The sequence below is a fragment of the Janthinobacterium sp. genome, assembly GCF_009923995.1.
GTDB lineage: Bacteria > Pseudomonadota > Gammaproteobacteria > Burkholderiales > Burkholderiaceae_D > Janthinobacterium.
Window position 1 is genome coordinate 40498 of record NZ_RFSK01000006.1, and the last position, 15634, is coordinate 56131.

Below are 15634 nucleotides of genomic sequence, written 5' to 3' on the forward strand. Positions count from 1 at the left end.
ATGGGAACCTGGGCACTGGATGCCTTCGGCAACGACTACGCCATGGACTGGGCGCAGGACTTGCACGAATATAAAACTTTGGAACTGGTCGAGACGACGCTCGACAACGTCATCGACAGCACGGAAGCGGAGCTGGAGGCGCCGTTCGCCGCCGAGGCGCTGGCCGCGCTGGAGGTGATCGCGCGCCTGCTGGGCAAGCCGGGCGAGGACGACCCGGCCACGGCGGACGTGGACGAGTGGGTGGCCGCCTGCAAGAAGAAGGTCACGCCGCCGCTGCTGGAAAAGGCGCGCCTGGCCTTCGACCGCATCACGGCGGAGTCGTCGGAACTGCGCCAGCTGTGGCAGGACAGCGAGCATTACGCCGACTGGCAGGCGGACGTGGCGGACCTGCGCGCCCGCGTGCTGGGTCCGGAAGCCTGAAACGTCGGGCAACGGGGCACTTCAGCGTATTAAATTTGCATCAAAAGCGGGGAAATCCGGTATCGCCCCGCTTTTGGTGTATCCTATATCCCTTCGCAACAACGGCTCACGCCTCCTATGCCCGAGCACCCTAGTGGCGTCAGAACTGACGTCAAGCCCCACCGGTCACTGTTTGAACGCCTGACCGCACTCATTTCCCCCGAGCCAGAGAACCGAGCAGAATTGCTCGAAGTTCTACACGATGCGCATGAACGCAAGCTGATCGACGCCGACGCCCTGTCGATGATCGAAGGCGTGTTCCAGGTGTCGGATCTCTGTGCGCGCGACATCATGATTCCCCGTTCGCAGATGGATGTCATCGACATCAGCAAGCCGATCGAGGAATGGATGCCGGAAGTCCTGTCCACCGCCCACTCGCGCTTCCCCGCGATCGAAGGCGAGCGCGACAAGGTCATCGGCATCCTGCTGGCGAAAGATCTCCTGCGTTATTACGCTGAAGAAACTTTCGACGTCCGCGACATGCTGCGCCCCGCCATCTTCATCCCCGAATCGAAACGCCTGAATGTGCTGCTGCGCGATTTCCGCGCCAACCACAATCACATGGCCATCGTCGTCGATGAATACAGCGGCGTCGCCGGCCTGATCACCATCGAAGACGTGCTGGAACAGATCGTCGGCGATATCGAGGACGAATACGACTTCGACGAAGCCGAGGACAATATCCTCTCGCTCAAGGAAGGCCAGTACGGTCCCCGCTGGCGGGTCAAGGCGCTGACCGAGATCGAACAGTTCAACGAGGAAGTGGGCAGCCACCTGGTGGACGACGACGTCGATACCATCGGCGGCCTCGTTTCGAAGTACCTGGGCCGCATGGCGCACAAGGGCGATATCTTCGACCTGGGCAACCTGCGCTTCGAGGTGCTGCGCGCCGATGCGCGCCAGGTGCACGTGCTGCTCGTCGAGCGCCTGCCCAACGTGCCGGAACTGGAACTCTGACATGCGCGTGCTGTAGATGCGTTTTAGACGCGCTGACCCCAACGCCCCCGCCAAACCGCCCCGCAGCACGTGGGCGCGCATGCTGACTGCCGCCATCGCCGGCGCCGTCGCGGTGCTGGCGTTCGCCCCTTTCGGCTACTGGCCCCTGCAAATCCTCAGCCTGGGCGTGCTGTTCTACCAGGTGCTGCGTTCCTCCAGCATCAAGGGCGGCGCCCTGATCGGCTGGGCCTATGGCTTCGGCTGGTGCGCGGCCGGCACGCACTGGCTGTACATCTCGATGCACCGCTACGGCGACATGGCCGCACCGATCGCCGCCATCGCCGTGGCCCTGCTGGCCCTGCTGATGGCCATCTACGTGGCCCTGGCCATGGGCGCGGCCGCCTGGCTGCGCCAGCGCTGGGTACTGTCCCTGCCCGCCATGACCCTGCTGGTGCTGCCTGCGACGTGGACCCTGTTCGAATGGACGCGCGGCTGGCTGTTTACGGGTTTCCCGTGGCTGGCCACGGGCTACGCCCACAATGCCAGCCCGCTGGGGGGCTTCGCCCCCATCGTCGGATCGTATGGCCTGGGCTGGCTGGCGGCGCTGTCCGCAGGCGCCCTGCTGCTGCTCACGCACCGCACGCGCTGGCCCGCGCTGGGCGGCGTCATCGCACTGTACGCGGCCGGCATCGGCTTGCAGTACGTGGCCTGGACGCATCCGGTCGGGCGCCCGATCACGGTGCGCCTGCTGCAGGGGAACGTGCCGCAGCAGCAGAAATTCGACCCCGGCTTCGTGCTGGGCGCCCTGCAGATGTACCAAAGCGCCATCACCAGCGCCCCGGCCGACCTGATCGCCACGCCGGAAACGGCCGTCACCGTGCTGCCGCACCAGCTGCCGCCCGGCTACCTGGATAGCCTGGCGACGTATTCGCAGCAGACGGGCAGCACGATTCTGCTCGGCATGCCCGTGCTCGACGAGCAGCAGCGCTTCTACAATGCGGCGCTGGGCATCACGCCCAACGGCGCGTCAGGCCCCTACTACCAGTACCGCAAGCACCACCTGGTGCCGTTCGGCGAATTCGTGCCGCCCGGCCTGCACTGGTTCGTCGCCATGATGGCCATTCCGCTGGGCGACATGGGCCGCGGCGCCGAGGTGCAGGCGCCGCTCCAGGTGCGCGACCAGCTGGTGCTGCCGAATATCTGCTACGAAGACCTGTTTGGCGAGGAAATCGCCAGCCAGCTGGCCAGCGCCCACCGCAATGGCAAGCAGTCGGCCTCGGTGCTGCTGAATATCTCGAACCTGGCCTGGTTTGGCGACTCGATCGCCATCCCGCAGCATCTGCAGATTTCGCAGATGCGCAGCCTGGAAACAGGCCGCCCCATGCTGCGCTCGACGAATACGGGCGCCACCGCCGTCATCGACGGCAAGGGCGTGGTGCAAAGCCTGCTGCCGCCGGAACAGCAAGCCACCCTGGCGGCCAAGGTGCAAGGTATGGGCGGCATGACGCCATACATTCTTTACGGCAACAAACTGGTGCTGGCCCTGGCCGCGCTGGCCCTGCTGACCGCCTTCCTGCTGTCGCGCGCCGCCCGCCGTGGCGGCGCCGCACAGCAATAAGCGGCCGATATTGCCCGAAGAGTCACAGTGGGCCCGTAAAAACCGCTAAAATTAGCAAAACCCCGGCCCGGACGCGCTTGTTGGCAGCGTGCGGGCTTCAAGCAAACCTTAACAAAGCGCAGCCTGTCCGCGCGGCGAACTCATACGATGCTCACATTTCAACAAATTATCCTGACCTTGCAAACCTATTGGGACAAGCAAGGTTGCGCCCTGCTCCAGCCTTACGACATGGAAGTCGGCGCCGGCACCTTCCACACCGGCACCTTCCTGCGCGCGATCGGCCCGGAGCCTTGGCGCGCCGCGTATGTGCAGCCGTCGCGCCGCCCGAAAGATGGCCGCTATGGCGAAAACCCGAACCGCATGCAGCACTACTACCAGTACCAGGTGGTGCTCAAGCCCGCGCCGGAAAACATCCTCGACCTGTATCTGGGTTCGCTGGCCGCGCTGGGCCTGGACTTGAAGCAGAATGACGTGCGCTTCGTCGAAGACGACTGGGAAAGCCCGACCCTGGGCGCCTGGGGCCTGGGCTGGGAAGTCTGGCTGAACGGCATGGAAGTGACGCAATTTACCTACTTCCAGCAAGTGGGCGGCCTCGATTGCAAGCCCGTGCTGGGCGAGATCACCTACGGCATCGAACGCCTGGCCATGTACCTGCAAGGCGTGGAAAACGTGTATGACCTGGTGTGGACGGAGTGGGAAGAGAACGGTGTCACGAAAAAGCTGACCTACGGCGACGTCTTCCACCAGAACGAGGTGGAGCAATCGACCTACAACTTCGAGCACGCGAATACGGACCTGCTGTTCGAACAGTTCGGCAATTACGAAGCGGAAGCGAAGCGCCTGATCGAGCTGCAACTGACCTTGCCCGCCTACGAGAAGATCATGAAGGCCTCGCACAGCTTCAACATGCTGGACGCGCGCGGCGCCATCTCGGTGACGGAACGCGCCGCCTACATCGGCCGCGTGCGCACCCTGTCGCGCCTGGTGGCGCAAGCGTATTACGACTCGCGCGAGCGCCTCGGTTTCCCGATGCTGCCCGCCGCCGACCAATCCGCCGCCGCCTAATTCGAGCCTCCATACCGCCGTACCAGACAAGAACACCATGAACCAAACACTGCTCATCGAACTGCTGACCGAAGAACTGCCGCCGAAAGCGCTGGCCAAACTGGGGGCCGCCTTCACTGCCGGCATCGTCAACGGCCTGAAATCGCGCGACTTCCTGGAAGCCGACAGCGTCGCCACCAGCTACGCCTCGCCGCGCCGCCTGGCCGTCTCCATCACCAATGTGCGCGAAGTCTCGCCCGACAAATCCATCCGCGAAAAAGTCCTGCCCGTCTCCGTGGCGCTGGACGCGAACGGCAACGGCACGCCGCCGCTGGCCAAGAAACTGGCCGCGCTGGGCTTCCCCGACCTGACGGTGGCGGACCTGGAACGCGCCGCCGACGGCAAGGCCGACAGCTTCTTCTACACCTACACGGCGCCGGGCAGCCAGCTCGCCACGGGCGCGCAAGCGGCCCTGAGCGAATCGGCCGCCAAGCTGCCGATTCCAAAGCTGATGAGCTATCAGCGCCCGGACGGCACCACCGTGCAATTCGTGCGCCCGGCGCACAGCCTGATCGCCCTGCACGGCATCAACATCCTGCCCCTGACCCTGCTGGGTCTGACGGCCGGCCGCACGACGCTGGGCCACCGCTTCCTCACCGACGGCACGCCGATCACCATCGCGCACGCGGAAAACTATGCGCCGTCGCTGATCCTCAACGCCAGCGTCATCGCCAGCAACGAAGAACGCAAGGAGCGCATCCGCGCCCAGCTGCTGGACAAGGCCGGTGCCGACCAGGTCTTGATGCCCGAAGCGCTGCTCGACGAAGTCACGGCCCTGGTCGAGTGGCCGGTCGTATATGAATGCCACTTCGAGGAAGAATTCCTGGCCGTGCCACAGGAATGCCTGATCCTCACCATGCAGACGAACCAGAAATACTTCGCGCTGACGGACAGCGAAGGCAAGCTGCGCTCGCGCTTCCTGATCGTCTCGAACATCGAGACGGACACGCCCGAACACATCATCGGCGGCAACGAGCGCGTCGTGCGCCCGCGCCTGTCCGACGCCAAGTTCTTCTTCGAGCAAGACAAAAAGAAGACACTGGCATCGCGCCTGCCGCTGCTGGCCAACGTGGTCTACCACAACAAGCTGGGCACGCAGGCTGCCCGTACGGAGCGCGTCAAGTCGCTGGCCGGCGCCATCGCCGCCAAGCTGCAATATGACGTCGCGCTGGCCGAACGGGGCGCCCTGCTGGCCAAGGCCGACCTGCTGACCGACATGGTGGGCGAATTCCCCGAGCTGCAAGGCATCATGGGCACGTATTACGCGCGCCATGACGGCGAGCCGGAAGAAGTGGCGCTGGCCGCCTCGGAGCACTACCAGCCGCGCTTTGCCGGCGACAGCCTCCCGTCTACCGCCACCGGCACCGCCGTGGCCCTCGCCGACAAGCTCGAAACCCTGGTCGGCATCTGGTCCATCGGCCTGGCGCCGACGGGCGACAAGGACCCGTTCGCGCTGCGCCGCCACGCCCTGGGCGTACTGCGCATGCTGCTGGAAAAACGCCTGCCCCTGTCGATCCAGGGCTTGCTGGCCGATGCCGCCGCGCAGTTCGCAGCCATTCCCGGCTTCAAGGACCCGGTGGCCGACGTCACCACCTTCATGCTCGACCGCCTGCGCGGCATCCTGCGCGAGCGCGGCTTCTCGCCGAACGAAATCGAAGCCGTCGTGGCGCAGAATCCCGACCGCCTGGACGACATCGTGCAGCGCCTGGAAGCCGTGCAGGCCTTTGCCGCCCTGCCGGAAAGCGCCTCGCTGGCCGCCGCCAACAAGCGCATCACGAACATCCTGAAAAAGAACGAGGAAGCCGTGAGCCAGGTGGCAGCCGGCGGCGTGAACGTGGCGCTGCTGCAGGACGAAGCGGAGAAAAAACTCGCCGCCGCCGTCTCGCGCGTGCAGCCCGAAGTCGACGCGGCCTTCGCCAAGGGCGACTTCACGGATACCCTGCAGACCCTGGCGCAGCTGCGCGACGATGTCGACGGTTTCTTCAACGACGTGATGGTGATGGCCGAGGATGTCGCCCTGCGCAACAACCGCCTGGCCCTGCTGTCGTCCCTGCACGGCATGATGAACCGCGTGGCCGACATTTCGAAGCTGGCGGCATAATGGGTACGCCAGCGCTGAAACTGATTATTCTCGACCGCGACGGCGTCATTAACCATGACTCGCCGGACTTCATCAAGTCGCCGGCCGAATGGCTGCCGATCCCCGGCTCGCTCGAAGCGATCGCCCGCCTGAACCAGGCAGGCTATCGCGTCGTCATCGCCTCGAACCAGTCCGGCATCGCGCGCGAGTATTTCGACATGACGGTCTTGAACGCGATCCACCAGAAAATGCACACCCTGGCGCAGCAGGTGGGCGCCGACATCGACGCCATTTTCTTTTGCCCGCACGCGGGCGCGGACAATTGCGACTGCCGCAAGCCCAAGCCGGGCATGTTCCACGAGATTTCGCAGCGCTACAACACCAGCCTGAAAGGCGTGCCCACGGTTGGCGACTCGCTGCGCGACCTGCAGGCAGGCTTCATCAGCGGATGCGTGCCCTATCTGGTATTGACGGGCAAGGGCGAAAAGACCAACGAGACGGGTGGCCTGCCGCCCGGCACCCAGGTCTTCCCCGACCTGGCCGCCGTGGTCAGCCACCTGCTCAAGGCACCCGCGGCAGGGGCGCCCACCGTAGCATTCAGTATTTAATCTCCGGAGAACCGCATTGCGTAATATTTCCCTGTTCCTGCGATCCCTGCTGTTCATGATCATCATGGTCGTGGCCACCATCGTCTGGGCCTGCGTGTGCTTTTTTGCCGCGCCATTGAGCTACAACAAGCGCTATTGGGTCACTTCGCGCTGGAACGTGTTTATCCTGTGGTGTGCCAAGGTCATTTGCGGCATCCGCTATGAAGTCAAGGGCGCCGAGAACTTCCCCGATGCGCCGGCCATCGTGCTGTCGAAGCATCAGTCGGCGTGGGAAACCATCTTCTTGCTGCCAAGCCTGCCCCGCCCGCTGGTGTACGTGTTCAAGAAGGAGATCCTGTACATTCCATTCTTCGGCTGGGCCATGGCGCTGCTGCGCATGATCCCCATCGACCGCAAGCAGGGCAAGCATGCGTTCAAGAGCGTGGTGGCGCATGGCAAGCGCCGCCTGGCCGATGGCCAATGGATTATCATGTTCCCTGAAGGCACGCGCATTCCGGTCGGCCAGACGGGCAAGTACAAGAGCGGCGGCACGCGCCTGGCCATTGCCACGGGCGCCGTAGTGGTACCCATTGCGCATAATTCAGGCGAGTGCTGGCCCAAGCAGTCATTCCTCAAACGCCCGGGACTGATCACCGTCTCGATCGGCAAACCGATTTCGCCGGAAGGGCAAACCCCGGACAGCATGATGCAACAGGTGGAAAATTGGATAGAATCAGAAATGCGCGTCATTTCGCCTCACGCCTACAACGCTGGCTAGACGGCATCAGCGCGGTCATCCAGGAGCCGACCCTGCGCCAGCAGATGAAGACCATCAAGGTCGGCGACCAGCAACTGGATCTGTTCGCGCATGACGTCTCGACCAGCACGCCCCCGGCGGTGCGCCCCACGGCACCGCCAGCGCCGCCCGTGGAGGCGAAGCCTGTAATACCTTTGGCGCCGCCGGCGCCTGTCATTCCTCCCGCACGTCCCATTCTTCCCTCCCCGCCACGCACCGCCGATGGCCCGCCCCTGCGCCAGCTGCAGCTGGGCAGCCACCTCGTCGAATTCGCCCTGCGCCGCTCCACGCGCCGTTCCATCGGCTTCATGATCGACGACAACGGCTTGCGCGTCACGGCGCCCAAGCGCGTCACCCTGGCCGAAATCGACAACGCCATCCGCGCCAAGCAAGGCTGGATCGTCTCGAAGCTGCTGGAACGGGGCGAGCGCAAGGTGCAGCGCCAGCAGCGCCCCCCCGTGGCCTGGGTCGACGGTGCCGTGCTGCCATATCTCGGTGGCGACATCACCTTGCGGCTGCACCAGGCGCCGCGCCACCGCGCCAGCTTCCAGCGCGAGACGAATGAATTGCACGTGTGGGTCACGCCGGCGGGCACGGAGCAGCAGTTGAAGGAAAAAGTGAAAGCCTGGTTCCAGCACGAGGCGCGCCAGCTGTTCGAGGCGCGGCTGGACCTGTACGCGGACAGGCTGGGCGTGCGCTACGACTCCCTGTCGCTGTCGTCGGCCGGCACGCGCTGGGGCAGCTGCACCATCGAGCGCAAGATCCGCCTGAACTGGCGCCTGATCCACTTTTCGCTGCCGCTGATCGACTACGTGGTGGCGCACGAACTGTCGCACCTGCTGGAAATGAACCACAGCCCCCGCTTCTGGGCCACCGTGGAATCGATCTATCCCGATTACGATGGCGCCAAACAGGCGCTGCGAAAACGCTCGCAGGAATTGCCTGTCTTGTTTAATTAAACTGACAGCAAAGGTTGAATGGCCTTAATCGTGCGTGGCGTCGCGCCCCGGTGCTGGTTGGCGAACGCCAGCGCCTGCGCTCCCATGAAAGACAAGCGTGCCGGGTCCTGCAGCAAGGCTGACGCCTGCGCCATCAGCGCGTCGGCGTCCGCCACCAGCGCGGCACCGCCGGCGGCAATCGCCTGCTCGGTCACCAGCGCAAAGTTGAAGGTGTGGGGGCCGATCAGCACGGGCTTGCCCAGTGCGGCCGGCTCGATCAGATTCTGTCCGCCCAGCGGCAGCAGGCTGCCGCCCACGAAAGCGCAATCGCAGGCCGCGTAATAGGCAAACATCTCGCCCATCGAGTCGCCCAGCAGCACCTGCGTGCCCGCCGCCACGGCATCGTCCTGCGCCAGGCCGGACCTGCGCTGCACCGCCAGACCGCGCGACAAGATCAGTTTTTCCACCTCATCGAAGCGCTGCGGATGGCGCGGCACGATCAGCAGCAGCGCATCAGCAGGCAAACTGGCGCGGGTATAGGCTTCGAGGATCAGCTGCTCTTCGCCTTCGCGCGTGCTGGCGCACAGCAGCACGGGACGCTGGCCGATGGCCGCGCGCAACGCCGCCCCCGTCGCCAGGGCCGCCTCGGGCACGACGACGTCGAACTTGATGCTGCCCGTGACGACCACGTCCCGCACGCCCAGCTGGCGCACCCGATCGGCGTCGTCCTGCGTCTGCGCCGCCACCAGGGTGATGCCGCGCGCCGCCTCGGCAATGAGCTTGCCCAGGCGCTGCGCCTTGCCCAGCGAACGCTGCGACAGGCGCGCATTGGCTAGCACCACGGGCACTTTGTAGCGATTGCACTGGTGGATCAGGTTTGGCCACACCTCCGTCTCCATCAGGATGCAGATGCGGGGTGCGAAATGGCGGATGAAACGGGCCGGCATGGCGCCCGTGTCGTACGGCAGGTAGCTTTGCAGCAGGCGCGCGCCGTGCTTGGCGAACAGCGCCTTGCCCGTGGCGCGTCCCGTCGGCGTCATGTGCGTGAGGACGATGCGGCAATCGGGCCATTGCGCCAGCAGCGCATCGACCAGCGGCTCGGCCGCGCGCGTTTCGCCGACGGAGACGGCGTGCAGCCAGATGGTGTCAGGCGCAGGTGCCGCCTGACGGGGATAAAAGCCCAGGCGCTCGCCCCAATGCTGGCGGTAGCCGGGTTCTTGGCGGCCGCGCAGCCACAGGCGCGCCAGCACCAGGGGCAAGGCCAGCCACCAGGCGAGGGTATAAAGAAGTCGCATAATGATTGAACGTTGAGGTCAGGCGGGAGGATAGTCGGCCAGCAGGCGCCGTGCCGCAGCCAGCACTTCCGGCACGCCCGGCGGCGCCCCTTTGTCGCCCAGGTTGATGATTTTCGGCGACCAGTTGCCTTCCGTTTTCCACAGCGGCGAATCGGCATAGATTTCCACCGTCGGCCGCAGGAAAGCGGCGGCGATATGCGTCAGGCCCGTATCGACGCCGACCACCAGTGCCGCATGGCGCGCCAGCAAGGTAGCATCGCTCATCGACAGCTTCGGCAGCAGGCGCGCATTTGGCAGGCCGGCCGCCAGCACTTCGGCTTCCGCCTTTTCCTTGGGTGAGCCCCAGGGCAGCAGGATGGGCATGGGGGCCAGTGCCTGGCCCAGCGCGATCCAGTGCTGCGGCGCCCATTTCTTGGCATCGCGCGCCGTGCCGTGGAAATACACGCAATAGGGCGCGTCGCCCATCCAGTCAGGACGCGGCTCGCTGCGCGACACTTCCGGCAAGCCGAAATCGGCCGGCGTGTCGACCGCATAGCCCAGTGCCGCGGCGGCCACCATGCGGCCGCGCGCTACCGCATGCGTACGCGGGTCGAGAGGAATGCTTTTGGTGTGGAACAGGCGCGAAATGCCTTCGTAGCCGGAGCCTTCGCTGCCATTGGCCAGGCCGACCTTCTGCCCGCCCGGCGCCAGGCGCGCAGCGCCCATGATGATGCCCGTCTTGAGCAGGCCCTGGGTGTCGAACACGTAATCGTAGCGCGTCTGGCGCAGGCTGCGGAAGAAGGCGGCGATTTCCGCGCGCGTCTCCTTCTTGCCCAGGCTCTTGCGCCAGCGCCGCAGCGCAAACGGGAAAATGGTATTCACGCGCGGGTTCAGGCGCACCAGGCTGGTATAGCCTTCCTCGACCACCCAGTCGATGGTCGCATCCGGGTAATGGCGCGCGATGTCGGCCACCATGGGCAGGTTATGCAGCACGTCGCCCAGCGACGATACCCGCACCAGCAGGATTTTCAAGGGCGCCTGTGCGCCTCGTTGAGCGGCCATGCTGTCAGAACGGCAGAATAGCGTCTGGCTTGGCAGCCAGGATCGCGCTCTTGAACTGCCCCTGGATGCGCGCCAGGGCTTCCGGCGTTTCCGCTTCGAAGCGCATGACGATCACCGGCGTGGTGTTCGACGAGCGTGCCAGGCCAAAGCCGTCCGCATACTCCACGCGCAGGCCGTCGATAGTGATGATCTGTTCATTGCCTGGGAAGACGGCATCGCGGCGCAGCATGTCCATCAGGGTCTCGTTCTCGCCTTCCTTCAGCTCCAGGTGCAGCTCCGGCGTGCTGTCGGACTGCGGCAGGGAATTCAACAGGGCTGAAGGATCGGCTGCACGCGTGAGGATTTCCAGCAGGCGCGCGGCCGAGTACAGGCCGTCGTCGAAACCGTACCAGCGGTCCTTGAAGAAGATATGGCCGCTCATTTCGCCCCCCAGCGGCGCCCCCGTCTCGCGCAGCTTGGCTTTCACCAGCGAGTGGCCCGTCTTGTACATCAGCGGCACGCCGCCATGCTTGCTGATCCACGGCGCCAGGTGGCGCGTGCATTTCACGTCATACAGGATCTGCGCACCAGGATGGCGGGTCAGCACATCGGCGGCGAACAGCATCATCTGGCGGTCAGGGTAGATGATCTGGCCATCCTTGGTGACCACGCCCAGGCGGTCGCCGTCGCCATCGAAGGCGATGCCGATTTCGGCATCCGTCTCGGCCAGGCAGCGGATCAGGTCCTGCAGGTTTTCCGGATGCGCGGGATCGGGGTGGTGGTTCGGGAAGTTGCCATCGACGTCGCAGAACAATTCAATCACTTCGCAGCCCATGCCGCGGAACAGGTCGCCCGCGAACGCGCCGGCGACGCCATTGCCGCAGTCGACGGCGATCTTGATCGGGCGCGCCAGCTTGACGTCGCCCAGGATGCGCTCCAGGTAGGCGGCGCGGATGTCGTGGGTGCTGTAGCTGCCCGGGTTGGCAACGTCCTTGACGCTGTCGCTGCCGTCGTGCGCGACGATGCTGTGGTACAGGGCCTGGATCGCTTCGCCGTGGATCGCCTCGCCGGCCAGCACCATCTTGAAACCATTGTAGTCGGGCGGATTGTGGCTGCCCGTGACCATGATGCCGGAGCGCGTATCGAGCACGTTGGTGCCGAAGTAGACCATCGGCGTCGCCACGACGCCCAGGTCGATCACGTCAACGCCTGCTGCCTGCAAGCCCTGCGCCAGCGCCGACGCCAGTTCAGGCCCTGACAGGCGGCCGTCGCGACCGATCACGACCCTCTGTTCCCCCTTGGCCAGGGCGGCCCGGCCAAATGCACATCCGATCTTGCGGGCAACGCTGGCATCAAGGGTTGTAGCGACGATGCCGCGGATATCGTAGGCCTTGAAGATCGTTCTTGACAATGGAAGCATGGTTTGGGCGGTATGAAATATGGACAGAACAGGAGCATTACAGGCGAAAAGCTTGTCACTGCGCCAAAAGTATACCGAATTATACGCGCAGCAGATCGATCGACTTGCCCGATTCCACCCAGTTCTTGACCCACAGCGGCTGGCGGCCACGTCCCGTCCACTGCTCGGCGGCGTTATCGGGATTACGATAGCGTACGGCAACTTTTCCCGTGCGCGGATGCAAGCCATCGAGTATCAGCTGCTTCAGGGGAATGCCGGCTTGCTGCGCAATGGCCATGATTTGTTCGCGCGCCTTGCTCAGATCTTCCCGCTCACGGCCAATCAATTCCTGTTTTACATTATCTTCCAACTTGCGCAATTCCAGCATCGTCATCGTAGGCAAATCCATCACTTACATCCTTTACATTAAATTCAAATAATAAAATTCCATCAAATATACTACATTGTAAAAATATATGTGCATTGCGCGCATAATAAGATCATTGCTGCATTCAAAGAATTATTTACATATCCCAAGAGATTAAATAAATAACATGGCAGATTGCAGCGTAAACAATGGATAAACCCTGGTCACTGGCATTTCAATCACGCCGGCGCTTTTCATTGCACCTAGAGGAAAATCATGAAAATCATTGCGTTCCTCAATCAAACGGCATGTACATGAATATAAAACAGCTGATGCAGGAAAAACCCGCAGAGAAACAATCCTTATAAATGACAGGAGAGTAATCCATGCCGGCATTGACAATTCCGCACTGCCGACGACGCAATACGTCGCGTATCATCAGTGCACCATACGTCCGCCGCCTCGCATGCTTATAATGCATGCGCGTCGTTCCACCTTCTCCTCACCCAATATGAAAACCTACTTTATCGGCGATCTGCAAGGCTGCCATGCACAAACCGTCGAATTGATCGAGCAAATCCAGGCGGCGGCAAACGGGCCGTACCGGCTGCTGTTCGCAGGCGACCTGATCAACCGCGGGCCGGCCTCGCTGGCCACCTTGCGCCACGTCTACGCGCTGGCGCGGCAAGGCTTGGCCGACAGCGTCCTGGGCAACCACGACTTGCACTTGCTGGCCGTGGCCAACGGCATCCGCCCCGAGCATGCCTCCGATACCCTGGCCGAGATTCTCGATGCACCCGACCGCGAGGACTTGATCGCCTGGCTGCGCCACCGTCCGCTCGCCATGGCGCAGCAGGGCCATGTGCTCGTGCATGCGGGCTTGCTGCCCCAGTGGAGCGCGCAACAGGCGCTGGCCTTGAGCGACGAGGTGGCGGCCATGCTGCGCAGCGACGACTGGGTGGCCTTCCTGCGCACGATGTATGGCAATGAACCGGCTGCCTGGCGCGACGACCTGCAGGGCGCCGACCGGCTGCGCTGCATCATCAACGCCATGACGCGGCTGCGCTTCTGCACACCGGAGGGCGTGATGGACTTCAAGATGAAGGAAAGCGGCAGCCCGCCGCCAGGCTCCGGCCTGCTGCCATGGTTCGACGTGCCAGGGCGGCAAAGCGCCGGCGACACCGTCGTCTTCGGCCACTGGTCGGCGCTAGGGCTCACGTTGCAGCCGCACTTGATCGGCCTCGACAGCGGCTGCGTGTGGGGTGGAAAACTTTCTGCCGTGTGCCTGGAGGACCGCTCGCTGCTGCAAGTGAGCTGTCCCACATTCCAGCAGCACAGCGGCAGGCAGTAAGCTGCATCGGCTGCATATGCTTAGTCGAAATCCGTCGTTGGCCCTGGCGCGCGCGGCCCGTATGATGCAGCTTTTGCCTCTTCGATCCCATGCATCCTGACACCGACAGACTGGCGCGCTGGCTGCTCGGCAGCCTGCAGATCGACACCGCCGTGCTGCACGTGGGCCAGTACTGCGGCCGCTGGCGCGCCTCCACGGCGGGCCGGGAACTGGGCAGCTTTCACCTGGTACTCGATGGCCACTGCTACCTGCACCTCGATGGCGCGGCACCGATCGCCCTCGGCCCGCGCGATGGCGTCTTCCTGCTGCGCGACCTGCCGCATTTCCTCAGCCCCCACAGCGATCCCCTGCGGGCGGCGAATGCGCAAGCCATGCTGCCCCTGCAGGCGGCCACGGACAGCCCGGCGACGGCGCTGGCCTGCGGCTTTTTTCAGTTTCGCGGCGCCCTTTCCGCGCTGATCGTCGATTCGTTTCCGCCCTATTTGCTGATACGCGGCGACGCGCCGGCCTTCGGCGCGGCCACGGCACTGTTCGACCTGATCTTGCTGGAGGCGGGCGGCGACCCGGAACAGCCCTCGCCCCTGATCGCGCGCCTCGTCGAACTGCTGTTCTTTTACCTGATCCGCCATGTGGCGCAGGGCGAGCAGGTGGCGGCCGGCCTGCTGTCGCTGCTGCACCAGCCCGCGTTTTCGCCGCTGCTCGAACGCATGCTCGACGCTCCCGCCGACGACTGGTCGATCGAGAACATGGCCAAGGCCGCGTGCATGTCGCGCGCCAGCTTCTGCAAGCATTTCGCCAGCGCCAGCGGCCACTCGCCGGCCCAGTTCCTGCTTCTGCTGCGCATGAAGATCGCCGCGCGGCGCCTGCACGATGGCGTCTCCGTCGAACGCGCGGCCGAACTGGTGGGTTACCGCTCGCACGCCGCCTTTACGCGCGCCTTCAAGCGCGTCACGGGCGAACAGCCGGGCGCGTACCGGCGCGACCAGCGCCTGCGCCAACTGGCCAGCTGAAGTCAAGAATCACACAATCGCAGACGAACGAGCACAAAAGGGCGACGCTCACGCCTGTTGCACGCACGATATGGCCGATATAATGCATGAGTGACTTACTAACTTAGCAAGGTGCCCCATGTCCCGTCTGACTCTGCATACTCTCGATACCGCGCCGGCCGACAGCCGCCCCTTCGTGGAAAAGGCCATCGCCAACAATGGCTACCTGCCCAACCTGATCGGCGTGCTGGCCAACGCGCCGCTGGCCCTGGAAACCTACCTGACCGTATCCGGCATCAATGCACGCGCCAGCCTGAGCCTGATGGAACGTGAAGTGGTACAGATCACGGCCGCGCGCATCCACGGCTGCGATTTCTGCATCGCCGGCCACAGCGCCATCTCGCTGAAAAAGGCGGGCCAGGCGCCGGAGACGGTGCGCGCCCTGCAGCATGGCCAGCCCACGGGCGACGCCAAACTGGATGCCGTCGCCGCCTTCGCCACGGCCGTCATCGCCACGCGCGGCGCCGTCACGGACGCCGACTATCAAGCCTTCCTGACCGCCGGCTACAACGAGCAGCAGGCGCTGGAGGTCGTGCTGGGCATCAGCCTGGCCACCCTGTGCAATTTCTCCAACAGCCTGGCCGGCACGCCCGTCAACCCGCAGTTGACGCCCTACCTGCCCGGCGCCGTCTGAC

The 15634-nt window shown here is 64.3% G+C and carries 16 protein-coding genes; 11 read left to right on the forward strand and 5 right to left on the reverse strand.

Annotation, left to right across the window (positions count from 1 at the left end):
- The 8 genes from EBS11_RS04710 to EBS11_RS04745 all read left to right on the forward strand — a co-directional run bounded on the left by EBS11_RS04710 (nt 1) and on the right by EBS11_RS04745 (nt 8539).
- The gene (locus EBS11_RS04710; protein WP_290600927.1) at nt 1-420 is read left to right on the forward strand and encodes a DUF4259 domain-containing protein; all 420 of its coding nucleotides are present in this window, start codon (nt 1-3) and stop codon (nt 418-420) included.
- A gap of 117 nt (nt 421-537) precedes the next feature.
- Entirely contained in the window at nt 538-1416 is an 879-nt protein-coding gene (locus EBS11_RS04715) for a transporter associated domain-containing protein (protein WP_290600928.1), read from the forward strand.
- A 79-nt stretch (nt 1417-1495) separates the two neighbouring features.
- Complete coding sequence (gene lnt / locus EBS11_RS04720) at nt 1496-3013, forward strand: apolipoprotein N-acyltransferase (RefSeq protein ID WP_290600929.1); 1518 nt, start codon at nt 1496-1498, stop codon at nt 3011-3013.
- A 147-nt stretch (nt 3014-3160) separates the two neighbouring features.
- Nucleotides 3161-4078, forward strand: coding sequence for a glycine--tRNA ligase subunit alpha (gene glyQ / locus EBS11_RS04725; protein ID WP_151096984.1), 918 nt, complete (start codon nt 3161-3163; stop codon nt 4076-4078).
- 37 nt (nt 4079-4115) lie between these two features.
- Nucleotides 4116-6218 carry a glycine--tRNA ligase subunit beta gene (glyS, locus tag EBS11_RS04730; protein WP_290600930.1) on the forward strand — a complete coding sequence of 701 codons (2103 nt, stop codon included), beginning with the start codon at nt 4116-4118 and terminating at the stop codon, nt 6216-6218.
- Nucleotides 6218-6805: a D-glycero-beta-D-manno-heptose 1,7-bisphosphate 7-phosphatase gene (gene gmhB / locus EBS11_RS04735; protein ID WP_290600931.1), complete on the forward strand. Its 588-nt coding sequence runs from the start codon at nt 6218-6220 to the stop codon at nt 6803-6805. The genes glyS and gmhB overlap by 1 nt, the downstream gene beginning before the upstream one ends.
- A gap of 16 nt (nt 6806-6821) precedes the next feature.
- Nucleotides 6822-7562, forward strand: a complete 741-nt coding sequence (locus EBS11_RS04740; RefSeq protein WP_131373658.1) for a lysophospholipid acyltransferase family protein — start codon at nt 6822-6824, stop codon at nt 7560-7562.
- A 44-nt stretch (nt 7563-7606) separates the two neighbouring features.
- Complete coding sequence (locus EBS11_RS04745; protein ID WP_290601050.1) at nt 7607-8539, forward strand: SprT family zinc-dependent metalloprotease; 933 nt, start codon at nt 7607-7609, stop codon at nt 8537-8539.
- Here the strand turns inward: EBS11_RS04745 and waaA are convergent.
- The 5 genes from waaA to EBS11_RS04770 all read right to left on the reverse strand — a co-directional run bounded on the left by waaA (nt 8536) and on the right by EBS11_RS04770 (nt 12995).
- Nucleotides 8536-9813, reverse strand: a complete 1278-nt coding sequence (waaA, locus tag EBS11_RS04750) for a lipid IV(A) 3-deoxy-D-manno-octulosonic acid transferase (protein ID WP_290600933.1) — start codon at nt 9811-9813, stop codon at nt 8536-8538. The genes EBS11_RS04745 and waaA overlap by 4 nt on opposite strands.
- Nucleotides 9814-9831: 18 nt before the next feature.
- Nucleotides 9832-10854: a lipopolysaccharide heptosyltransferase I gene (waaC, locus tag EBS11_RS04755; RefSeq protein WP_290600934.1), complete on the reverse strand. Its 1023-nt coding sequence runs from the start codon at nt 10852-10854 to the stop codon at nt 9832-9834.
- A 4-nt stretch (nt 10855-10858) separates the two neighbouring features.
- Nucleotides 10859-12253, reverse strand: coding sequence for a phosphomannomutase/phosphoglucomutase (locus EBS11_RS04760; RefSeq protein ID WP_290600935.1), 1395 nt, complete (start codon nt 12251-12253; stop codon nt 10859-10861).
- Between the two features lie 79 nt (nt 12254-12332).
- Nucleotides 12333-12641: an H-NS histone family protein gene (locus EBS11_RS04765; RefSeq protein WP_290600937.1), complete on the reverse strand. Its 309-nt coding sequence runs from the start codon at nt 12639-12641 to the stop codon at nt 12333-12335.
- Between the two features lie 132 nt (nt 12642-12773).
- Nucleotides 12774-12995 carry a hypothetical protein gene (locus EBS11_RS04770; RefSeq protein ID WP_290600938.1) on the reverse strand — a complete coding sequence of 74 codons (222 nt, stop codon included), beginning with the start codon at nt 12993-12995 and terminating at the stop codon, nt 12774-12776.
- Nucleotides 12996-13110: 115 nt separating this feature from the next.
- On the opposite strand from EBS11_RS04770, the gene EBS11_RS04775 reads away from it, so the two are divergent.
- From EBS11_RS04775 to EBS11_RS04785, 3 genes are all read left to right on the forward strand, one after another.
- Nucleotides 13111-13950, forward strand: coding sequence for a symmetrical bis(5'-nucleosyl)-tetraphosphatase (locus EBS11_RS04775; RefSeq protein WP_290600939.1), 840 nt, complete (start codon nt 13111-13113; stop codon nt 13948-13950).
- 89 nt (nt 13951-14039) lie between these two features.
- The gene (locus tag EBS11_RS04780) at nt 14040-14960 is read left to right on the forward strand and encodes an AraC family transcriptional regulator (RefSeq protein ID WP_290600941.1); all 921 of its coding nucleotides are present in this window, start codon (nt 14040-14042) and stop codon (nt 14958-14960) included.
- A 118-nt stretch (nt 14961-15078) separates the two neighbouring features.
- Nucleotides 15079-15633, forward strand: a complete 555-nt coding sequence (locus tag EBS11_RS04785; protein ID WP_290600942.1) for a carboxymuconolactone decarboxylase family protein — start codon at nt 15079-15081, stop codon at nt 15631-15633.
- The last annotated feature ends 1 nt before the right edge of the window (nt 15634 follow it).